Annotated in this window: 8 protein-coding genes, 4 tRNA genes and 7 rRNA genes; 6 read left to right on the top strand and 13 right to left on the bottom strand. The window is 56.5% G+C overall.

The window, feature by feature from the left end:
- Window positions 1-303 precede the first annotated feature (303 nt).
- A complete protein-coding gene (locus M1D87_RS00835) occupies window positions 304-2,460 on the top strand; it encodes a type I secretion system permease/ATPase (protein ID WP_123085612.1) in 2,157 nt (718 codons plus the stop codon).
- Entirely contained in the window at window positions 2,450-3,826 is a 1,377-nt protein-coding gene (locus tag M1D87_RS00830; protein WP_015268515.1) for an HlyD family type I secretion periplasmic adaptor subunit, read from the top strand. The genes M1D87_RS00835 and M1D87_RS00830 overlap by 11 nt, the downstream gene beginning before the upstream one ends.
- A gap of 154 nt (window positions 3,827-3,980) precedes the next feature.
- Here M1D87_RS00830 and lapD read toward each other — a convergent pair whose 3' ends face one another.
- Window positions 3,981-5,927: a cyclic di-GMP receptor LapD gene (lapD, locus tag M1D87_RS00825; protein ID WP_061552266.1), complete on the bottom strand. Its 1,947-nt coding sequence runs from the start codon at window positions 5,925-5,927 to the stop codon at window positions 3,981-3,983.
- Window positions 5,928-5,937: 10 nt separating this feature from the next.
- Entirely contained in the window at window positions 5,938-6,699 is a 762-nt protein-coding gene (lapG, locus tag M1D87_RS00820) for a cysteine protease LapG (protein ID WP_003259712.1), read from the bottom strand.
- A gap of 205 nt (window positions 6,700-6,904) precedes the next feature.
- Between lapG and M1D87_RS00815 the strand changes: the two genes are divergently transcribed.
- From M1D87_RS00815 to M1D87_RS00800, 4 genes are all read left to right on the top strand, one after another.
- A complete protein-coding gene (locus M1D87_RS00815) occupies window positions 6,905-7,594 on the top strand; it encodes a GntR family transcriptional regulator (protein ID WP_015268512.1) in 690 nt (229 codons plus the stop codon).
- A gap of 107 nt (window positions 7,595-7,701) precedes the next feature.
- Complete coding sequence (locus M1D87_RS00810; RefSeq protein ID WP_015268511.1) at window positions 7,702-8,205, top strand: sigma-70 family RNA polymerase sigma factor; 504 nt, start codon at window positions 7,702-7,704, stop codon at window positions 8,203-8,205.
- Between the two features lie 4 nt (window positions 8,206-8,209).
- A complete protein-coding gene (locus tag M1D87_RS00805) occupies window positions 8,210-9,166 on the top strand; it encodes a FecR family protein (RefSeq protein ID WP_123085613.1) in 957 nt (318 codons plus the stop codon).
- Between the two features lie 253 nt (window positions 9,167-9,419).
- Window positions 9,420-11,879 carry a TonB-dependent siderophore receptor gene (locus M1D87_RS00800; protein ID WP_123085614.1) on the top strand — a complete coding sequence of 820 codons (2,460 nt, stop codon included), beginning with the start codon at window positions 9,420-9,422 and terminating at the stop codon, window positions 11,877-11,879.
- Between the two features lie 90 nt (window positions 11,880-11,969).
- Here M1D87_RS00800 and rrf (M1D87_RS00795) read toward each other — a convergent pair.
- The 11 genes from rrf (M1D87_RS00795) to M1D87_RS00745 form a co-directional block, all read right to left on the bottom strand.
- Window positions 11,970-12,085, bottom strand: a 5S ribosomal RNA gene (rrf, locus tag M1D87_RS00795).
- A 109-nt stretch (window positions 12,086-12,194) separates the two neighbouring features.
- Window positions 12,195-12,310: ribosomal RNA gene (gene rrf, locus M1D87_RS00790) — 5S ribosomal RNA — on the bottom strand.
- Window positions 12,311-12,441: 131 nt separating this feature from the next.
- Window positions 12,442-15,333, bottom strand: a 23S ribosomal RNA gene (locus M1D87_RS00785).
- A gap of 233 nt (window positions 15,334-15,566) precedes the next feature.
- Window positions 15,567-15,642: transfer RNA gene (locus tag M1D87_RS00780), tRNA-Ala, on the bottom strand.
- 6 nt (window positions 15,643-15,648) lie between these two features.
- Window positions 15,649-15,725 (bottom strand) — tRNA-Ile (locus tag M1D87_RS00775).
- An 86-nt stretch (window positions 15,726-15,811) separates the two neighbouring features.
- A 16S ribosomal RNA gene (locus tag M1D87_RS00770) occupies window positions 15,812-17,348 on the bottom strand.
- A gap of 446 nt (window positions 17,349-17,794) precedes the next feature.
- A 5S ribosomal RNA gene (gene rrf, locus M1D87_RS00765) occupies window positions 17,795-17,910 on the bottom strand.
- Window positions 17,911-18,041: 131 nt separating this feature from the next.
- Window positions 18,042-20,933 (bottom strand): 23S ribosomal RNA (locus M1D87_RS00760).
- Between the two features lie 243 nt (window positions 20,934-21,176).
- Window positions 21,177-21,252, bottom strand: a tRNA-Ala gene (locus tag M1D87_RS00755).
- 24 nt (window positions 21,253-21,276) lie between these two features.
- Window positions 21,277-21,353: transfer RNA gene (locus M1D87_RS00750), tRNA-Ile, on the bottom strand.
- 85 nt (window positions 21,354-21,438) lie between these two features.
- Window positions 21,439-22,975, bottom strand: a 16S ribosomal RNA gene (locus tag M1D87_RS00745).
- The 16S, 23S and 5S rRNA genes sit together here with 4 tRNA genes alongside, the layout of an rRNA operon.
- Between the last annotated feature and the right edge of the window lie 82 nt (window positions 22,976-23,057).

The raw sequence follows: 23,057 nt of genomic DNA, 5'->3' as shown, positions 1-23,057 counted from the left end.
GCGCCTGTTTCTTGACCATGGTGCAGAGCGATACCGCAACACCTCTGTCGCCAGCTGGATGGCAGGCTATGCTGAAAACTGATTCGACCTGGATGCAAAAATGAAACATCCACCACCCAGCACCGTCTGCCAGGAATGAAGACCGCAGAACTGTTTACTCAATACCGATTCAAGGCGACCATTAGCCGGTTGCCCAAGCGCCAGGGTGCCGTAGCCTCATGACCACTGCCTGGCAGCACGGGTGAGCCAGCCTGAACGGCGGCACACCCACCCCACCCACCACAAGGATGAAGAGAGCGCCGCGTGGAATCCGAAGTCAGTCGAGTCCAACTCAGCCACGATCCACGCAGTCAGCATGACGATCCCCTGCTGGATAGTCTGTTGAGCCTGTGTGTCCTGCACCAGAAACCTGCAAGCCGGGTCATGCTGACCACCGGCCTGCCGTTGCCGGCCCAGCGCCTGAGCCCCGAGTTGCTGCCCCGCGCTGCCGCCAGGGCCGGCCTGCAGGGGCGCCTGCTGCAGCGTAAGCTGGAGCAGATCCCGAGCATCGCCATGCCAGCCATGTTGCTGCTCAAGGAAGGCCGCAGCGCCGTCCTGCTGGGCTGGGAGAACGAAGACACCGCACGCCTGTTGCTTAGCGAGAGCGATGGCGGTGAGGTGCATGTCAGCCGCGAAGCCCTGCAGAGCGATTACAGTGGTCGGGTATTCTTTGCCCAGCCGCAGCACAAGTTCGACGTCAACCACGGCAACCTCATCCCGCGGGCGAAGTCGTGGTTCCGCGATACCTTGCTGCGCAGCAAATGGCTGTATATAGACGCCATCGCCGCCAGCCTGGTGATCAACCTGATCGCCCTGGCCGCGCCACTGTTCGTGATGAACGTATATGACCGGGTGGTACCCAACCAGGCCACCTCGACACTCTGGGTACTGGCCGTCGGCATCGCCGGCGCCTACATCTTCGACCTGATCCTCAAGGGCCTGCGCGGCTTGTGCCTGGACCTGGCCGGCAAGAAGACCGACCTGATCATTTCGGCAACGTTGTTCGAACGTATCGTCGGCATGTCGATGAAGTACCGCCCTGCCAGGGTTGGCAGCTTTGCCCAGAACATTCATGAGTTCCAGGGCCTGCGGGACTTCCTCGCCTCGCTGACCCTGACCAGCCTGATCGACCTGCCCTTCACCGTGCTTATCCTGATCGTCATCGCCATCATTGGCGGGCATCTGGTGTGGATACCGATCATCGCCTTCCCGCTGGCCCTGGGCATCGGTTATGCACTGCAACGGCCACTGATGGCGACGATGGAACGGACCATGGCCCTGGCTTCGGAGCGCCAGTCCAGCCTGATCGAGACCCTTGCCGGCCTGGATGCGGTAAAGGTCAACAACGCCGAAAGCGAACGCCAGTACATGTGGGAGCAGACCCTCGGCACCCTCAGCCGTCTCGAACTGCGGGTGAAAGTGCTGTCTAGCCTGGCGATGAACATCACCCTGCTGATCCAGCAACTCGCAGGCGTGGCAATGATCTGTGTCGGCGTATACCTGATCATCGACGGCAACCTGAGCATGGGCGGCCTGGTAGCCTGCTACATGCTCAGCGGCCGCGCCCTCGGGCCGCTGGGCCAGCTCAACGGCCTGCTCGCCCGCTATCAGCAAGCCAAGGTGACCATGGTCTCCACCGACCACATGATGGAACTACCGCAAGAGCGCAACTTCGAAGAACGCCCGCTGAGCCGCAAGCTGCTGCAGGGCAGCGTCGAGTTCCGCGGGGTCGATTTCACCTATCCGAACCAACAGAACCAGGCCCTGAAGAACATCAACCTCACCATCCGCCCCGGCGAGAAGGTGGGCATTATCGGCCGCAGTGGCTCGGGCAAGAGCTCGTTGGCCAAGCTCATCGTCGGCCTGTACGAGGCCGACGGCGGCTCGCTGCTGGTCGACGGCGTGGACATTCGCCAGATCGACGTCAGCGAACTGCGCCACAACATCGGCTACGTGCCGCAGGACATTCAGCTGCTGGCCGGTACCCTGCGCGATAACCTGGTCAGCGGGGCCCGCTACATCGAGGATGAGTTGATCCTGCAGGCTGCTGAACTGGCAGGCGTACATGAATTCGCCCGGTTGCACCCGGACGGCTACGAGCTGCAGGTGGGTGAGCGCGGGCAGAACCTGTCCGGCGGCCAGCGACAGAACGTCGCCTTGGGCCGTGCGCTGTTGCTCAACCCGCAGATCCTGCTGCTGGACGAACCGACCAGCGCCATGGACAACACCGGCGAAGAACGCCTCAAGCAGCGGCTGCAGGCGGTAGTGGAAGGCAAGACGATGCTGCTGGTCACTCACCGTGCCTCGCTGCTGTCACTGGTGGACCGACTGATCGTGATCGATCGCGGGCAGATTGTCGCCGACGGCCCGAAAGCCGCGGTCATGGATGCGCTGAAGAAGGGGCAGATCAGTGTTGCATAAGCTGGATGTAGGGCAATTCAAGGAAGGCCTGCGGCGCTATTTCAAAGGGTCCGATTCACTGGGCGGGCAGCCGCTGCCAGAGGTCAACAAGGCCCTGATCGAGGATGCGCCGCGAGTCGTGCGGCTGACCATCTGGGGCGTGATCCTGTTCTTCGTGTTCCTGATCGTGTGGGCCAGCGTCGCACCCATCGACGAAGTTACGCGGGGTGAAGGCAAGGCCATTCCGTCGTCCAAGGTGCAGAAGATTCAGAACCTGGAGGGGGGCATCGTCGCCGAGATCTTCGCCAAGGAAGGGCAGATCGTCGAAGTGGGCCAGCCATTGCTGCGCCTGGATGAAACCCGATTCGCCTCCAACGTGGGTGAAACCGAGGCCGACCGCCTGGCCATGGCTTTGCGCGTCGAGCGCCTGAGCGCCGAAGTGGGCGACACCCCGTTGAAGATCGATGAGGAACTGCGCAAGGCCGCGCCAAGCCAGGCAGCAAGCGAAGAGTCGCTGTACCAGAGCCGGCGCCAGCAACTGCAGGACGAGATTGGTGGCTTGCAGCAACAACTGGTCCAGCGCCAGCAGGAACTGCGCGAGTTCAGTTCAAAGCGCGCCCAGTATGCCAACAGCCTGGAACTGTTGCGTAAAGAGATCAGCATGTCCGAGCCACTGGTGGCAACCGGCGCAATCTCGCAGGTTGAAGTGCTGCGCCTGCGTCGTGCCGAGGTGGAGAACCGCGGTCAGCTGGACTCCACAGCGCTGGCTATCCCGCGTGCCGAGGCGGCCATTCGCGAGGTGCAAAGCAAGATCGAAGAGACCCGTGGCAAATTCCGCAGCGAAGCGCTGACCCAGCTGAACGAAGCGCGCACAGAGCTGAACAAAGCTACGGCGACCAGCAAGGCGCTGGATGATCGCGTGCACCGCACCATGGTTACTTCGCCGGTACGCGGTATCGTCAAGCAACTGCTGGTGAATACCATTGGCGGGGTGATCCAGCCGGGCAGCGATATCATAGAAATCGTGCCGCTGGACGACTCACTGGTCATCGAGGCGAAGATCCTGCCCAAGGACATCGCCTTCCTGCACCCTGGTCAGGAAGCGACGGTCAAGTTCACGGCCTATGACTACACCATCTACGGTGGGCTGAAGGCCAAGCTGGAGCAGATCGGTGCCGACACCATCACCGATGAAGACAAGAAGACCACCTATTACCTGATCAAGCTGCGCACCGACCGCAGCCACCTGGGCACTGACGAGAAGCCGCTGCTGATCATTCCGGGGATGGTGGCGACGGTCGATATCATGACTGGCAAGAAGACCATCATGAGCTACCTGCTCAAGCCGATCATGAAGGCGCGTTCGGAGGCGTTGCGCGAGCGTTGACCGCCATTGCTACCGTGTTCGCTGTAGGAGCGGCCTTGTGTCGCGAAAGGGCTGCACAGCAGCCCCAGCGATTTATGCATCTTTGCTGAAATCCTGGGGCCGTTGTGCGGCCCTTTCGCGACACAAGGCCGCTCCTACAAGGGACCGCATACCCTCAGCGCCAGGGGGCAGGCTCACCAACCAACTGCCCCTGAATCCCGCCTACACCCATCTCCCGCAACACCAACCGCTCACCTTCCGTCTCGACCCGCTCGGCAATCAGCGGCAGGTCGATACTGTGTGCGGCACGCTGGACCGCTTCGATGAACAGCCGCTTGTGCTGCTCTTGGTCAATGTTGCGGATGTAGCTGCCATCGATCTTCAGGTATGCCAGGCCCAGGTGCGCCAGGTTGCCGATCATGCTGAAACGCCCACCAAAGCGTTGCAGCGCCAAGCCGAAGCCAAGCGCGTGCAGGCGCCGGGTGAGTTGTTCCAGAACCGCCTGCTCAGGCAACTGTTCCTCGCCAATTTCGAAAACCAGCCGCGGGCCAAGCGCCGTGTTCTGGCCCAGAAGCTCGAAGACACGCTGGAGGGCCTTGGGGTCGGCCAGGGTGGCGGCGGACAGGTTCAGCGCCAACACCTGTTCATGCCCTCGAAGGTGCGCCAGCACCTTCTCCAACACCAGCACATCAAGCCGCGGCATCCAGCCGAAGCGCTCCAGCCAGGGCAGGAAGCGGCCTGCCGGCAGCGCCTCGCCCTGGCCATCCTGCAAACGCGAAATCACCTTGTGGTGCAGTACCCGTTGTACAGAAGCGCAATCTACGACTGGCTGGAAGAACAGTTCGAATTGCCCATTATTGAATGCCTGGTCCAGCCGCTCATGCCAGACATGCTGACTATCCGCAGCAACTGCGGCCACACCTTGTTCAAGGCATACCCAACCCGGTGTTGGCTGGTTCTCGGCGCGTGCCAGCGCCTCGTCGGCAAGCTTCAGCAATGCCTGTGGTGAATCACCGGGGCTGAACGGCGCCAGGCCGATACAGGCCACCGGGTCTACATCACTAGCGCCTGTTTCGTGCAGGCTGTGCAGCGTTGCTTCCAAGGCCTGGGCAAGCTGTACCGCCTCTTCATGCACCATGCCCGGCGCCAACACGGCGAACTCGCCCCCGCGGCTGCGGGAAATCAGGTCGTTGGTTTCCGGGTAGCTGGCACAGGTGCGACGCAACTGCTCACCCACAGCCTGGAGCAACTGGTCGGTACGCTGGCCGCCAAGACGGGCGTTCAACCCCGCCAGCCCCTGGACCCGCAGCAACAGCAGGTAGCCGGCGCGCGCTTCTTCCAGGTTGCTCACCCGGGTGTTCAACTGCATCTCGAAATAACGGCGGTTGGAGAGCCCGGTCAGGCTGTCCTGGTAGGACTCGGCACGCAGCCGCTCACTGCGCTCGGCCTGCTCGGTGAACAGTGCCTTGAGCTTCTCGACCATCTGGTTCATCGCCTGCACTACCCGACGCAGCTCCGGTGTGCGCGGCAACTCAGGCAGGCTGAGGAATTCGCGGCGGGCAATGGCGTGGGACTGCTCGACCATGTAATCCAGCGGCCGTAACTGGCGACGCAGGAGCAAGGCGCCGAGTACGGCGCTGGCCGCGCCACACAGCAGCAGCCAACCCAGGCTGCCCAGGGCGCTTTGCCAGAGCTTGGCAATGGCGAACATCGGGTGGCTGATCACCTCAACACGCGCAGCCTGCTGCCAGCCACGGCTGACGATGGCGTCGCCGCCGGCAGCTTCCAGGCCGATCAGGCCCACGAACCAGCGCGGTACACCGCCGGGGTCCGGCTCGGCGTGGCGCTCTACCAGCACGGCATTGGAGCCTAGGTCGACAACCTTGATGCTTGAGTAGTAACCACTGTCGAAGATCGAACTGACCATCAGCTCGACCATCGCCGGATCATCGATATTCGGCGTCAGCGACAGCGCCAGCGCTGTCGCCGCATCCTGGGCGTGCGAGCGCAACTGGTTGACGTACTGGCTGCGCGAGCTTTCCAGGCTGACCATGAAACTGCCACTGAAGGCGACCACCAGGAACAGGCAAATGGCCAACAGCAATTGTTTGAACAGTGACATCTGTGCTCCTTCAGTAAACCGGCTCGGCCGGGAACCCTTCGGCCTGCATTTTCTTCAGCAAATCCTGCCAGCGTGACAGCCGCTTGGTATCGCCGACCTTCTTGTTGCCTGCGGCGCCCGTCAGCCACAAACCCTCACCATTGAAGGCGTACACCGGCAGCAGGTCGGTACGCTGGCTTGCCGGCTTGATGGCATCCATCAGGCTGTCGAGTACCAATGGTTGAGCCTGTGGGCTTGAATAATAGGTCAGGACCATGTGCGCCCGGTTCTGCCGCAGCGCCTTTACGTAGGTAATGCGCAGCTTTTCACTGGGAATACCCATGCGCCGCAGGCTGAAATACTTGGCGATGGCGTAGTCCTCGCAGTCTCCTGCACCCTTGATCAGCGCCTGCACCGGCGTGGCCCAATAGTCGACCTCGTGCCACAGGTCGATGTCCTCTACATAGCGCAATTGCTGGTTGAAGAAGCGGTTGACCACCTGCAATCGCTCAAGCTCCGTACCCTGCTTCTGCGTAGCCATCAGGCTCTGCCAGGCATCGATACGGCCCTGCCCGGCGCCCAAGGGGCCATACAGGGCCTGCGACTTGCGGCTGATCTGGGAAAAGTCCCAATCCGCGTGCAGCCCACCCAGCAGCAGGCTGCCCAGCAGCGCAGCAAGGCCGACACGTTGCACAACGGTTTTGAGCATCCAGGATATCGCCACTGCCAAGCCCTGTTCAGGCCAGTCGAAAGCAGCGATGGTGCGGCCTGCAACGGCAAAAGACAATGGCATCCTGCGATCATGCACCCGCCGGTCAGTCGACCTACACTTTCTGGTTATAACCTTGTGTGGGCTGCTTCCTTTGCCCTTCGACTTCATCCACCATAGCCGCGCTTTTGGGGGCGCCTGCTCCATTAGGTATACAGGTTTGACACCCCCAAGAGCTGTTACTAGCTTCATTGGATCCAACTTTAGTCATCGTTGAGGCAGACGTCGCGTGGCCGAGAAAATCAAATTGAGCAATGTGCTGGCCAGCGAGCAGCTGTTGCCGCACCAGGCCCGTGGCGTGATCGAAGAACGCCTGCGTAGTGCCATTCTTGATGGCCGTTTGCCCCCTGGTACTGCCATCCGCCAACAAGAGCTCGCTACCTTGTTCGGTGTAAGCCGCATGCCTGTTCGCGAAGCCCTGCGCCAGCTCGAAGCGCAATCACTGCTGAAAGTGGAAATGCACAAGGGCGCGGTTGTTGCGCCGCTGATCGGCGAGGATGCGGTGGACACCTATGCCCTGCGCGTGCTGCTTGAGACCGAGGCACTGCGCCAGTCCATTCCGCTGCTCGATGCCAACGACATCGCCAGTGCCCGCGGGTATATCCAGCAACTGGAAAACGAAACCCGTCACGCCGAAATCGGCCGCCTCAATCGACTGTTCCACATGTCGCTGTACAGCAAGGCGCCGAACAAGAAGCTGCTGCGCCTGATCGAGGACGAATTGAACGAGGAAGAGCGCTTCCTGCGGTTTCATCTTTCGTCCATGGGCCTGGGCAAGCTCACCCAGGACGATCACAACGCACTGGCGGATGCGGCTGGCGACAAGCTGGTGGATGAAGCAGTAACGGTGCTGGAACGGCACCTGAATAACGCATCGCGGGTAATCCGCAAGTACCTGGATACACAACGGAGCCGCTAGCGAGCAGTGACTGCATCAAGGTGCGGTCGAATAGGTTGCAAATTGATCTGCCCTTGTCAACAATGAGACTAATTATCATTCATGTCCATTGGTGGCAGCGCCCTCCCATGCCCAGCAACGATTCCGTGCAAACGCTCTACAGTGACCACCACGGTTGGTTGCATGCCTGGCTACGCAGCAAGCTGGGCAACGCCGCCGATGCCGCAGACCTGGCTCAGGACACCTTCGTACGCCTATTGCAACGTCGCGAACATCTGCAACTGAACACACCCCGGGCTTTCCTGAGAACGGTTGCGCGTGGGCTCGTGATCGACCACTGGCGGCGCGAGGAACTGCACAGGGCCTATCTCGAGGCGCTGGCACAGTTGCCGGAAGCGCAGGCCCCTTCGGCCGAAACCCGTGAGCTGCTGCTGGAATTGCTGGAGCGCATCGCGCGCATGCTCGAAGGCCTCAAGCCCAAAGTACGTCGTGCATTCCTGCTTGCCCAATGCGAGGGGCTGAAGCACCAGGCGATCGCCGACCAGATGGGGATCTCGGTGCGTACCGTGGAGCGCTATATCGCCGACGCGCTCTACCATTGCTACTTGCTGCGCTACGCCGACGAGTGTTGACGCAATGACCGATTCACAGCCCGGTGCAACAGCAGTCAAGCAGGCCATCCAGTTGATGCTGAGGCTGCGCGAGAGCGGGCATGCCCCTGCCCTGCAACAAGAGTGCAGGCAATGGCGCACTGCCCACCACGAACACGAGCAGGCTTGGCAACGAGTAATTCACCTGCATCAGGACCTCGACCTGCGTGCCATACCCGTTGCCGGGCTGGCTTTGCAAACCCTGGAGACCAGCCAGCGCCGCCTGCATCGTCGGCAGGCGCTGAAACTGCTTGGCGGCGTTGCCATGGTAGGGACGGCGGCATGGCTGGGAAAAGACCTCGATGCGGTCAACGCCTGGACATCAGACTACGCCACCGGCACGGGCGAACGACGCAGCTTTGCGCTTCCCGATGGCTCGCAGATGCAACTCAACACTCGCAGTACCGTCGACCTGGCCTTCAATGACCAGCAGCGCCTGGTCCGCCTGAAGCAGGGGGAATTGATGATTGCCTGCAACCGGCAGCGTTCCTTGCTTGTAGAAACTCGTGACGCGTTACTGGAAGGGTTCGAAGGACGCTTTGTGGCGCGTCAGGACAGCGACTGCACGCAGGTCAGTGTCAGCCATGGCAGGGTGGCGATACACCGGCCTGACAATGGCCAGCTGCAATGGATCGAAAGCGGCCAGAACTGGCGCCTGGATGCGCTAGGCACACACCAGCTCGAGCAGGTGGACATGGATGCGATGGCCTGGACAGAAGGCCTGATCGTCACCCGGAACATGCGCCTGTTCGACTTCCTCTCTCAGGTCAGCCGTTATCGCCATGGTTACCTGGGCTGCAACGACGATATTGCCGATTTGCGCCTGTCGGGTGTATTCCGCCTCGAAGACCCGGAGCAACTGCTGCAACTGCTGCCACGGACGCTGCCCGTGCGGCTTCGCCAACGTACACGCTGGTGGGTTCGCGTGGAGGGGCTGGCCTGATCTGACGGGGGCTATTGCGTTCAGGGCTGCTATGCAGCCCATCGCCGGCAAGCCAGCTCCCACAGGGATCGCACAAGGCCTGAGGGCTATGCGATCCCTGTGGGAGCTGGCTTGCCGGCGATGGGGCGCGTAGCGACCCCAACAACTTTTTTGACGGGTTTTGAATGCCGGTCCGGCTAGGACAGTAAGCGACACCTCCTGCCCTCACACTTCAACGGACCCCCTCATGCCTACCGCTCCCGCGCATATGCGCATGTTTACCGCGAATGATTTTCGATCTGTCTTGCACTCAGTATATTTACGCAAAGCAGTCCGGGCTGCCCTGTTTGGCACCTCCTTGGGCCTGACAGCCGTCACACCACTGTCCATAGCAGCAGAAACGGCCCAGGTAAGCCACCACTACGCGATCCCGGCCGGCCAGTTGGATGATGTGCTCAACCAGTTCGCCCGCCAGGCTGGCATCACCCTGTCGAGCACACCCCAGCTCACCCAAGGCTTGCAGTCGAATGGCCTGCAGGGGCAGTACTCTACCGATCAGGCACTGCGCAAGTTGCTAAATGGCAGCGGCCTGGGAGCCGTTAACCAGAACGGCCGCAGCTACGTGCTGCAGGTACAACCCCAAGGCGCTGCATTGTCATTGCCAGACACCGATGTCCGTAGCTTCACACTTGGCAATGCATTGGGCAGCATGGAGGGTTACAACGCTACCCACAGTCAGGTGGCGACCAAGACCAGCATGCCGCTGGTAGAGACATCACAATCGGTCTCGGTGGTTACCCGACAGCAGATGGACGACCAAGGCTCACAAACGGTTGCCCAAGCCATGCGCTACACACCTGGGGTACTGACCAACCCCTACGGGGCGACCCATCGTTATGACTATGTGGCCATGCGTGGCTTCAACGACGGCTCGGTAGACAACATCTACGTCGACGGGCTCAAGTCGATGGGAGACAACGGCACCTACAGCACCATGCAGGTGGACCCGTACTTCCTGGAGCGCATCGATATCCTCAAGGGACCGTCTTCGGTACTGTATGGCCGTAGCTCGCCAGGAGGCCTGGTGGCACTGACCACCAAGAAGCCGCTGTTCACCCCCTACCATCAAGTCCAGGCCACCCTCGGTACCCAAGGCCAGCGCGGCATGGGTTTCGATTTCAGCGGCTCCGTGGATGACGACAAGCGTATCGCTTATCGCCTGACAGGCCTGGCGGATGCTTCCGACACGCAGTTCGACCACAACAAGGAAGAACGCTACGCCATCGCGCCGGCCGTCAGCATCGACTTCAGCGAAGACACTTCGCTGACCCTGCAGGCCTACCTGCAACACGACCCCAACGGCGGCTATCACGGCGGTAACCCCGCAGATGGCATGCTGCACAAGCGCAACGGATTGCGCCTTTCGGACCATTTCTTCGAAGGCGAGCCGGGTATCGACAACTACGAGCGTACCCAACAGTCCTTCAGCTATCAGTTCGAGCATCGCTTCAACGATGTGTTCACGGCACGCCAGAACTTCCGCTATCAGGATTCCGACGTGTCGATGGACCAGGTGTATTCCGCCGGCTGGGCGGATGCCGACAGCAATATCCTCAACCGCGCCTATACCGGCGGCGACGAACGCCTGCATTCGTACATCATCGACAACATGCTGCAGGCGGAATTCTTCACCGGGGCCGCCAAACACACCTTGCTGCTGGGCACCGACTACCAGCGACGCAAGGCTGACGTGGCCTGGCGTTATGGCACAGTCGATCCGTTGGATGCAGGCAACCCGAAGTACGGCAACGGAAACCTTCACGTGCTGGGCGAGAACCGCTACCAGCGGCGCTTGCAGCAAACGGGCGTTTACCTGCAGGACCTGGTGGAGCTGGACCAATGGCGCTTCTCGTTGGGGCTGCGCCAGGACTGGGTGAAGGTGTCCGAGGAGAATCGCGACAGCAACACAAAGGTCAGTGACCAGCGCTCCAGGTTCACTACCCGCGCAGGAGTGCTCTACCTGTTCGAGAACGGCATTGCGCCCTATTTCAGCTACTCGGAGTCGTTCAACCCCAATACCGTGTCCGACCAGGAAGGACGCCCTCTGGCACCGACCGAAGGCACTCAATGGGAGGCTGGCATCAAGTATCAGCCGCCGGGTAGCGACAATCTGTTCACCGCATCGGTGTTCCGCATCGAGCAAGAGAACCTGGCCTCGAAGCAGCCTGACGAGGACTTCTATCGCCCTGTAGGGCAAGTTCGCTCACAAGGACTTGAACTGGAGGCCCATGTGCAACTGACCGACAGCTTGAAGCTGCTGGGCGGCTATACCTTTACCGATATCGAGTACGCAAAGTCGATGCCCAGCCTGGTGTCCGGCAACCTGGATAACAAGGGCAATTCGCCAACCCAGGCACCGAAACAGATGTTCTCGCTTTGGGCTGACTACAACTTCCACCAGGGGGCCCTGGATGGCCTGCGCTTGGGTGGTGGGGTGCGGTATGTGGGGTACAGCTGGGTGGATGCGGAAAACAGTATGAAGGTGCCCTCCTATACCCTGTTCGACGCCTCGATCGGCTATGACCTGGGCAAGGTCGGGCTGCGGGGGATGGATGTGCGCTTGAACGCCAACAACCTTACCAATGAAAGCTACATCACTTCGTGTGCCAGCTTGAACTACTGCTACATGGGTGAAGAGCGCAATGTCAGTGCCACGGTCAGCTATCAGTTCTGACCTGATTGCGACGCACATAAGCCCTGGGTTTTTTCGGCCCTGAAAGACAAAGCCCCTGTCTGCATCGCAGACAGGGGCTTTGGATTTGAATCTTGACGATGACCTACTCTCACATGGGGAAGCCCCACACTACCATCGGCGATGCATCGTTTCACTGCTGAGTTCGGGATGGGATCAGGTGGTTCCAATGCTCTATGGTCGTCAAGAAATTCTGTGTGCTGGCCCGTCCCTCGGACGTACCTGCGAATCTCTGTAGTTCCTACTTAAAGACAAAACCCCTACCTGCATGCGCAGATAGGGGTTTTGTGAAATGAATCTTGACGATGACCTACTCTCACATGGGGAAACCCCACACTACCATCGGCGATGCATCGTTTCACTGCTGAGTTCGGGATGGGATCAGGTGGTTCCAATGCTCTATGGTCGTCAAGAAATTCTGTTGCCAGAATGTCCAAATGGACAGCCCAGCGAATTCGGATATGCGATATTTGTGATGTTGCGAACTTTCGGTTGCTTCGTCTTCACCACCGCAATCTGCGCTAGCAAATTGCTTGGGTGTTATATGGTCAAGCCTCACGGGCAATTAGTATTGGTTAGCTCAACGCCTCACAGCGCTTACACACCCAACCTATCAACGTCGTAGTCTTCGACGGCCCTTTAGGGGATTCAAGATCCCAGTGAGATCTCATCTTGAGGCAAGTTTCCCGCTTAGATGCTTTCAGCGGTTATCTCTTCCGAACATAGCTACCCGGCAATGCCACTGGCGTGACAACCGGAACACCAGAGGTTCGTCCACTCCGGTCCTCTCGTACTAGGAGCAGCCCCTCTCAAATCTCAAACGTCCACGGCAGATAGGGACCGAACTGTCTCACGACGTTCTAAACCCAGCTCGCGTACCACTTTAAATGGCGAACAGCCATACCCTTGGGACCGGCTTCAGCCCCAGGATGTGATGAGCCGACATCGAGGTGCCAAACACCGCCGTCGATATGAACTCTTGGGCGGTATCAGCCTGTTATCCCCGGAGTACCTTTTATCCGTTGAGCGATGGCCCTTCCATACAGAACCACCGGATCACTAAGACCTACTTTCGTACCTGCTCGACGTGTTTGTCTCGCAGTCAAGCGCGCTTTTGCCTTTATACTCTACGACCGATTTCCGACCGGTCTGAGCGCACCTTCGTACTCCTCCGTTACTCTTTGGGAGGAGACCGCCCCAGTCAAACTACCCACCATACACTGTCCTCGATCCGGATAACGGACCTGAGTTAGAACCTCAAAGTTGCCAGGGTGGTATTTCAAGGATGGCTCCATGAGAACTGGCGTCCCCACTTCAAAGCCTCCCACCTATCCTACACAAGCAAATTCAAAGTCCAGTGCAAAGCTATAGTAAAGGTTCACGGGGTCTTTCCGTCTAGCCGCGGATACACTGCATCTTCACAGCGATTTCAATTTCACTGAGTCTCGGGTGGAGACAGCGCCGCCATCGTTACGCCATTCGTGCAGGTCGGAACTTACCCGACAAGGAATTTCGCTACCTTAGGACCGTTATAGTTACGGCCGCCGTTTACCGGGGCTTCGATCAAGAGCTTCGCTTGCGCTAACCCCATCAATTAACCTTCCGGCACCGGGCAGGCGTCACACCCTATACGTCCACTTTCGTGTTTGCAGAGTGCTGTGTTTTTAATAAACAGTCGCAGCGGCCTGGTATCTTCGACCGGCATGGGCTTACGGAGCAAGTCCTTCACCCTCGCCGGCGCACCTTCTCCCGAAGTTACGGTGCCATTTTGCCTAGTTCCTTCACCCGAGTTCTCTCAAGCGCCTTGGTATTCTCTACCTAACCACCTGTGTCGGTTTGGGGTACGGTTCCCAGTTATCTGAAGCTTAGGAGCTTTTCTTGGAAGCATGGTATCAACCACTTCGTCGCCTGAAGGCAACTCGTCATCAGCTCTCGGCCTTGAAATCCCGGATTTGCCTAAGATTTCAGCCTACCACCTTAAACCTGGACAACCAACGCCAGGCTGGCCTAACCTTCTCCGTCCCTCCATCGCAATAACTGGAAGTACAGGAATATTAACCTGTTTTCCATCGACTACGCTTTTCAGCCTCGCCTTAGGGACCGACTAACCCTGCGTCGATTAACGTTGCGCAGGAAACCTTGGTCTTTCGGCGTGCGAGTTTTTCACTCGCATTGTCGTTACTCATGTCAGCATTCGCACTTCTGATACCTCCAGCAAGCTTCTCAACTCACCTTCACAGGCTTACAGAACGCTCCTCTACCGCGTCATCAAAGATGACACCCGTAGCTTCGGTGCATGGTTTGAGCCCCGTTACATCTTCCGCGCAGGCCGACTCGACTAGTGAGCTATTACGCTTTCTTTAAAGGGTGGCTGCTTCTAAGCCAACCTCCTAGCTGTCTAAGCCTTCCCACATCGTTTCCCACTTAACCATGACTTTGGGACCTTAGCTGACGGTCTGGGTTGTTTCCCTTTTCACGACGGACGTTAGCACCCGCCGTGTGTCTCCCATGCTCGGCACTTCCAGGTATTCGGAGTTTGCATCGGTTTGGTAAGTCGGGATGACCCCCTAGCCGAAACAGTGCTCTACCCCCTGGAGTGATACATGAGGCGCTACCTAAATAGCTTTCGAGGAGAACCAGCTATCTCCGAGCTTGATTAGCCTTTCACTCCGATCCACAGGTCATCCGCTAACTTTTCAACGGTAGTCGGTTCGGTCCTCCAGTCAGTGTTACCTAACCTTCAACCTGCCCATGGATAGATCGCCCGGTTTCGGGTCTATACCCAGCGACTAAACGCCCTATTAAGACTCGCTTTCGCTACGCCTCCCCTATTCGGTTAAGCTCGCCACTGAATATAAGTCGCTGACCCATTATACAAAAGGTACGCAGTCACCTAACAAAGTAGGCTCCCACTGCTTGTACGCATACGGTTTCAGGTTCTATTTCACTCCCCTCTCCGGGGTTCTTTTCGCCTTTCCCTCACGGTACTGGTTCACTATCGGTCAGTCAGTAGTATTTAGCCTTGGAGGATGGTCCCCCCATATTCAGACAAAGTTTCTCGTGCTCCGTCCTACTCGATTTCATTGACAAGAGATTTTCGTGTACGGGGCTATCACCCACTATGGCCGCACTTTCCAGAGCGTTCCACTAATCTCAAATCAACTTAAGGGCTGGTCCCCGTTCGCTCGCCACTACTAAGGGAATCTCGGTTGATTTCTTTTCCTCAGGGTACTTAGATGTTTCAGTTCCCCTGGTTCGCCTCTTGCACCTATGTATTCAGTACAAGATACTCAGCTTATGCTGAGTGGGTTCCCCCATTCAGAGATCTCTGGATCACAGTCTGTTTGCCGACTCCCCAAAGCTTATCGCAGGCTACCACGTCTTTCATCGCCTCTGACTGCCAAGGCATCCACCGTATGCGCTTCTTCACTTGACCATATAACCCCAAGCAATCTGGTTATACTGTGAAGACGACATTCGCCGAAAATTCGCATGTTGCTCTTTCGAGCAGAACTCACAAATTTTACCTTAGCCTGATTAACCAGCAGTGAAACTGGTCATCAGTCTATATCTATCACATATCCGAATTTTTAAAGAACGATCTGACAAAAGTCAGAAATCAACATTCGATGCGAATGCTCATTTCTGAGTTTGATCAACTAAAACAAGTGGTGGAGCCAAGCGGGATCGAACCGCTGACCTCCTGCGTGCAAGGCAGGCGCTCTCCCAGCTGAGCTATGGCCCCGCATATTGGTAGGTCTGGGCAGATTTGAACTGCCGACCTCACCCTTATCAGGGGTGCGCTCTAACCAACTGAGCTACAGACCTAAGGGTAAAACTTTGGGTCTTGATCGTCTTCAACCATGAATCAAGCAATTCGTGTGGGAGCTCATCAGTAGGCTGATGTCGTCGATTAAGGAGGTGATCCAGCCGCAGGTTCCCCTACGGCTACCTTGTTACGACTTCACCCCAGTCATGAATCACACCGTGGTAACCGTCCTCCCGAAGGTTAGACTAGCTACTTCTGGTGCAACCCACTCCCATGGTGTGACGGGCGGTGTGTACAAGGCCCGGGAACGTATTCACCGCGACATTCTGATTCGCGATTACTAGCGATTCCGACTTCACGCAGTCGAGTTGCAGACTGCGATCCGGACTACGATCGGTTTTGTGAGATTAGCTCCACCTCGCGGCTTGGCAACCCTCTGTACCGACCATTGTAGCACGTGTGTAGCCCAGGCCGTAAGGGCCATGATGACTTGACGTCATCCCCACCTTCCTCCGGTTTGTCACCGGCAGTCTCCTTAGAGTGCCCACCATAACGTGCTGGTAACTAAGGACAAGGGTTGCGCTCGTTACGGGACTTAACCCAACATCTCACGACACGAGCTGACGACAGCCATGCAGCACCTGTGTCAGAGTTCCCGAAGGCACCAATCCATCTCTGGAAAGTTCTCTGCATGTCAAGGCCTGGTAAGGTTCTTCGCGTTGCTTCGAATTAAACCACATGCTCCACCGCTTGTGCGGGCCCCCGTCAATTCATTTGAGTTTTAACCTTGCGGCCGTACTCCCCAGGCGGTCAACTTAATGCGTTAGCTGCGCCACTAAAATCTCAAGGATTCCAACGGCTAGTTGACATCGTTTACGGCGTGGACTACCAGGGTATCTAATCCTGTTTGCTCCCCACGCTTTCGCACCTCAGTGTCAGTATCAGTCCAGGTGGTCGCCTTCGCCACTGGTGTTCCTTCCTATATCTACGCATTTCACCGCTACACAGGAAATTCCACCACCCTCTACCGTACTCTAGCTCGCCAGTTTTGGATGCAGTTCCCAGGTTGAGCCCGGGGCTTTCACATCCAACTTAACGAACCACCTACGCGCGCTTTACGCCCAGTAATTCCGATTAACGCTTGCACCCTCTGTATTACCGCGGCTGCTGGCACAGAGTTAGCCGGTGCTTATTCTGTCGGTAACGTCAAAACAGCAAGGTATTAGCTTACTGCCCTTCCTCCCAACTTAAAGTGCTTTACAATCCGAAGACCTTCTTCACACACGCGGCATGGCTGGATCAGGCTTTCGCCCATTGTCCAATATTCCCCACTGCTGCCTCCCGTAGGAGTCTGGACCGTGTCTCAGTTCCAGTGTGACTGATCATCCTCTCAGACCAGTTACGGATCGTCGCCTTGGTGAGCCATTACCTCACCAACTAGCTAATCCGACCTAGGCTCATCTGATAGCGCAAGGCCCGAAGGTCCCCTGCTTTCTCCCGTAGGACGTATGCGGTATTAGCGTTCCTTTCGAAACGTTGTCCCCCACTACCAGGCAGATTCCTAGGCATTACTCACCCGTCCGCCGCTGAATCAAGGAGCAAGCTCCCGTCATCCGCTCGACTTGCATGTGTTAGGCCTGCCGCCAGCGTTCAATCTGAGCCATGATCAAACTCTTCAGTTCAATACTGCTTGGGTTTTTAAGAAACCCTAAACTTGGCTCAGCAATCTCAAATGACTATGTGATTTCTCGCATGGCCACTTGTGATGCTGATAATCTTTGTGACTATCAGTCCGTACTCACAAGCACCCACACGAATTGCTTGATTCGATTTGTTAAAGAGCGTTTGGTTAAGAGCGTTTCGTCTCAACCGAGGCGCGCATTCTACGCTTTCCTCATTTGCTGTCAAGCGTTTATTTTGAAGTTTTTGCGAGAAACTCGTTTAACTTCAGACACTTAACTTGCTTCGATCTCTCGTCGCGGGAGGTGAATAATACAGCATTCAGAAACGCTGTCAACCACCTTTTTACCACCACCGGCTGGCCTTCAGCCTACCAGGAGAAGCGATAGCTTCTACTTAAAGACAAAACCCCTACCTGCATGTGCAGATAGGGGTTTTGCGAAATGAATCTTGACGATGACCTACTCTCACATGGGGAAACCCCACACTACCATCGGCGATGCATCGTTTCACTGCTGAGTTCGGGATGGGATCAGGTGGTTCCAATGCTCTATGGTCGTCAAGAAATTCTGTTGCCAGAATGTCCAGATGGACAGCCCAGCGAATTCGGATATGCGATATTTGTGATGTTGCGAACTTTCGGTTGTTTCGTCTTCACCACCGCAATCTGCGCTAGCAAATTGCTTGGGTGTTATATGGTCAAGCCTCACGGGCAATTAGTATTGGTTAGCTCAACGCCTCACAGCGCTTACACACCCAACCTATCAACGTCGTAGTCTTCGACGGCCCTTTAGGGGATTCAAGATCCCAGTGAGATCTCATCTTGAGGCAAGTTTCCCGCTTAGATGCTTTCAGCGGTTATCTCTTCCGAACATAGCTACCCGGCAATGCCACTGGCGTGACAACCGGAACACCAGAGGTTCGTCCACTCCGGTCCTCTCGTACTAGGAGCAGCCCCTCTCAAATCTCAAACGTCCACGGCAGATAGGGACCGAACTGTCTCACGACGTTCTAAACCCAGCTCGCGTACCACTTTAAATGGCGAACAGCCATACCCTTGGGACCGGCTTCAGCCCCAGGATGTGATGAGCCGACATCGAGGTGCCAAACACCGCCGTCGATATGAACTCTTGGGCGGTATCAGCCTGTTATCCCCGGAGTACCTTTTATCCGTTGAGCGATGGCCCTTCCATACAGAACCACCGGATCACTAAGACCTACTTTCGTACCTGCTCGACGTGTTTGTCTCGCAGTCAAGCGCGCTTTTGCCTTTATACTCTACGACCGATTTCCGACCGGTCTGAGCGCACCTTCGTACTCCTCCGTTACTCTTTGGGAGGAGACCGCCCCAGTCAAACTACCCACCATACACTGTCCTCGATCCGGATAACGGACCTGAGTTAGAACCTCAAAGTTGCCAGGGTGGTATTTCAAGGATGGCTCCATGAGAACTGGCGTCCCCACTTCAAAGCCTCCCACCTATCCTACACAAGCAAATTCAAAGTCCAGTGCAAAGCTATAGTAAAGGTTCACGGGGTCTTTCCGTCTAGCCGCGGATACACTGCATCTTCACAGCGATTTCAATTTCACTGAGTCTCGGGTGGAGACAGCGCCGCCATCGTTACGCCATTCGTGCAGGTCGGAACTTACCCGACAAGGAATTTCGCTACCTTAGGACCGTTATAGTTACGGCCGCCGTTTACCGGGGCTTCGATCAAGAGCTTCGCTTGCGCTAACCCCATCAATTAACCTTCCGGCACCGGGCAGGCGTCACACCCTATACGTCCACTTTCGTGTTTGCAGAGTGCTGTGTTTTTAATAAACAGTCGCAGCGGCCTGGTATCTTCGACCGGCATGGGCTTACGGAGCAAGTCCTTCACCCTCGCCGGCGCACCTTCTCCCGAAGTTACGGTGCCATTTTGCCTAGTTCCTTCACCCGAGTTCTCTCAAGCGCCTTGGTATTCTCTACCTAACCACCTGTGTCGGTTTGGGGTACGGTTCCCAGTTATCTGAAGCTTAGGAGCTTTTCTTGGAAGCATGGTATCAACCACTTCGTCGCCTGAAGGCAACTCGTCATCAGCTCTCGGCCTTGAAATCCCGGATTTGCCTAAGATTTCAGCCTACCACCTTAAACCTGGACAACCAACGCCAGGCTGGCCTAACCTTCTCCGTCCCTCCATCGCAATAACTGGAAGTACAGGAATATTAACCTGTTTTCCATCGACTACGCTTTTCAGCCTCGCCTTAGGGACCGACTAACCCTGCGTCGATTAACGTTGCGCAGGAAACCTTGGTCTTTCGGCGTGCGAGTTTTTCACTCGCATTGTCGTTACTCATGTCAGCATTCGCACTTCTGATACCTCCAGCAAGCTTCTCAACTCACCTTCACAGGCTTACAGAACGCTCCTCTACCGCGTCATCAAAGATGACACCCGTAGCTTCGGTGCATGGTTTGAGCCCCGTTACATCTTCCGCGCAGGCCGACTCGACTAGTGAGCTATTACGCTTTCTTTAAAGGGTGGCTGCTTCTAAGCCAACCTCCTAGCTGTCTAAGCCTTCCCACATCGTTTCCCACTTAACCATGACTTTGGGACCTTAGCTGACGGTCTGGGTTGTTTCCCTTTTCACGACGGACGTTAGCACCCGCCGTGTGTCTCCCATGCTCGGCACTTCCAGGTATTCGGAGTTTGCATCGGTTTGGTAAGTCGGGATGACCCCCTAGCCGAAACAGTGCTCTACCCCCTGGAGTGATACATGAGGCGCTACCTAAATAGCTTTCGAGGAGAACCAGCTATCTCCGAGCTTGATTAGCCTTTCACTCCGATCCACAGGTCATCCGCTAACTTTTCAACGGTAGTCGGTTCGGTCCTCCAGTCAGTGTTACCTAACCTTCAACCTGCCCATGGATAGATCGCCCGGTTTCGGGTCTATACCCAGCGACTAAACGCCCTATTAAGACTCGCTTTCGCTACGCCTCCCCTATTCGGTTAAGCTCGCCACTGAATATAAGTCGCTGACCCATTATACAAAAGGTACGCAGTCACCTAACAAAGTAGGCTCCCACTGCTTGTACGCATACGGTTTCAGGTTCTATTTCACTCCCCTCTCCGGGGTTCTTTTCGCCTTTCCCTCACGGTACTGGTTCACTATCGGTCAGTCAGTAGTATTTAGCCTTGGAGGATGGTCCCCCCATATTCAGACAAAGTTTCTCGTGCTCCGTCCTACTCGATTTCATTGACAAGAGATTTTCGTGTACGGGGCTATCACCCACTATGGCCGCACTTTCCAGAGCGTTCCACTAATCTCAAATCAACTTAAGGGCTGGTCCCCGTTCGCTCGCCACTACTAAGGGAATCTCGGTTGATTTCTTTTCCTCAGGGTACTTAGATGTTTCAGTTCCCCTGGTTCGCCTCTTGCACCTATGTATTCAGTACAAGATACTCAGCTTGTGCTGAGTGGGTTCCCCCATTCAGAGATCTCTGGATCACAGTCTGTTTGCCGACTCCCCAAAGCTTATCGCAGGCTACCACGTCTTTCATCGCCTCTGACTGCCAAGGCATCCACCGTATGCGCTTCTTCACTTGACCATATAACCCCAAGCAATCTGGTTATACTGTGAAGACGACATTCGCCGAAAATTCGCATGTTGCTCTTTCGAGCAGAACTCACAAATTTTACCTTAGCCTGATTAACCAGCAGTGAAACTGGCCATCAGTCTATATCTATCACATATCCGAATTTTTAAAGAACGATCTGACAAAAGTCAGAAATCAACATTCGAACTGAATGTTCATTTCTAAGTTCTGACAAGCTACTGCGTACGGCGAAAGTGGTGGAGCCAAGCGGGATCGAACCGCTGACCTCCTGCGTGCAAGGCAGGCGCTCTCCCAGCTGAGCTATGGCCCCGTATTCTACGGCTGAACCATGTAATGGTAGGTCTGGGCAGATTTGAACTGCCGACCTCACCCTTATCAGGGGTGCGCTCTAACCAACTGAGCTACAGACCTATAACAGGGTCGCGTTACAGCATCGTCTTTTACAATGAATCAAGCAATTCGTGTGGGAGCTCATCAGCAGGCTGATGTCGTCGATTAAGGAGGTGATCCAGCCGCAGGTTCCCCTACGGCTACCTTGTTACGACTTCACCCCAGTCATGAATCACACCGTGGTAACCGTCCTCCCGAAGGTTAGACTAGCTACTTCTGGTGCAACCCACTCCCATGGTGTGACGGGCGGTGTGTACAAGGCCCGGGAACGTATTCACCGCGACATTCTGATTCGCGATTACTAGCGATTCCGACTTCACGCAGTCGAGTTGCAGACTGCGATCCGGACTACGATCGGTTTTGTGAGATTAGCTCCACCTCGCGGCTTGGCAACCCTCTGTACCGACCATTGTAGCACGTGTGTAGCCCAGGCCGTAAGGGCCATGATGACTTGACGTCATCCCCACCTTCCTCCGGTTTGTCACCGGCAGTCTCCTTAGAGTGCCCACCATAACGTGCTGGTAACTAAGGACAAGGGTTGCGCTCGTTACGGGACTTAACCCAACATCTCACGACACGAGCTGACGACAGCCATGCAGCACCTGTGTCAGAGTTCCCGAAGGCACCAATCCATCTCTGGAAAGTTCTCTGCATGTCAAGGCCTGGTAAGGTTCTTCGCGTTGCTTCGAATTAAACCACATGCTCCACCGCTTGTGCGGGCCCCCGTCAATTCATTTGAGTTTTAACCTTGCGGCCGTACTCCCCAGGCGGTCAACTTAATGCGTTAGCTGCGCCACTAAAATCTCAAGGATTCCAACGGCTAGTTGACATCGTTTACGGCGTGGACTACCAGGGTATCTAATCCTGTTTGCTCCCCACGCTTTCGCACCTCAGTGTCAGTATCAGTCCAGGTGGTCGCCTTCGCCACTGGTGTTCCTTCCTATATCTACGCATTTCACCGCTACACAGGAAATTCCACCACCCTCTACCGTACTCTAGCTCGCCAGTTTTGGATGCAGTTCCCAGGTTGAGCCCGGGGCTTTCACATCCAACTTAACGAACCACCTACGCGCGCTTTACGCCCAGTAATTCCGATTAACGCTTGCACCCTCTGTATTACCGCGGCTGCTGGCACAGAGTTAGCCGGTGCTTATTCTGTCGGTAACGTCAAAACAGCAAGGTATTAGCTTACTGCCCTTCCTCCCAACTTAAAGTGCTTTACAATCCGAAGACCTTCTTCACACACGCGGCATGGCTGGATCAGGCTTTCGCCCATTGTCCAATATTCCCCACTGCTGCCTCCCGTAGGAGTCTGGACCGTGTCTCAGTTCCAGTGTGACTGATCATCCTCTCAGACCAGTTACGGATCGTCGCCTTGGTGAGCCATTACCTCACCAACTAGCTAATCCGACCTAGGCTCATCTGATAGCGCAAGGCCCGAAGGTCCCCTGCTTTCTCCCGTAGGACGTATGCGGTATTAGCGTTCCTTTCGAAACGTTGTCCCCCACTACCAGGCAGATTCCTAGGCATTACTCACCCGTCCGCCGCTGAATCAAGGAGCAAGCTCCCGTCATCCGCTCGACTTGCATGTGTTAGGCCTGCCGCCAGCGTTCAATCTGAGCCATGATCAAACTCTTCAGTTCAATACTGCTTGGGTTTTTAAGAAACCCTAAACTTGGCTCAGCAATCTCAAATGACTATGTGATTTCTCGCATGGCCACTTGT

It is taken from the genome of Pseudomonas sp. SA233 (assembly GCF_054792385.1).
Note: the sequence above shows the minus strand (reverse complement) of the source record. Positions and strands in the feature narration are given on the sequence as shown.

Excerpts from the sequence above, each read along its gene's own strand:
- lapD (WP_061552266.1), bottom strand. The coding sequence starts at position 5,927 with ATGTCACTGTTCAAACAATTGCTGTTGGCCATTTGCCTGTTCCTGGTG.
- lapG (WP_003259712.1), bottom strand. The coding sequence starts at position 6,699 with ATGCCATTGTCTTTTGCCGTTGCAGGCCGCACCATCGCTGCTTTCGAC.
- M1D87_RS00810 (WP_015268511.1), top strand. The coding sequence starts at position 7,702 with ATGCCCAGCAACGATTCCGTGCAAACGCTCTACAGTGACCACCACGGT.
- M1D87_RS00805 (WP_123085613.1), top strand. The coding sequence starts at position 8,210 with ATGACCGATTCACAGCCCGGTGCAACAGCAGTCAAGCAGGCCATCCAG.
- M1D87_RS00800 (WP_123085614.1), top strand. The coding sequence starts at position 9,420 with ATGTTTACCGCGAATGATTTTCGATCTGTCTTGCACTCAGTATATTTA.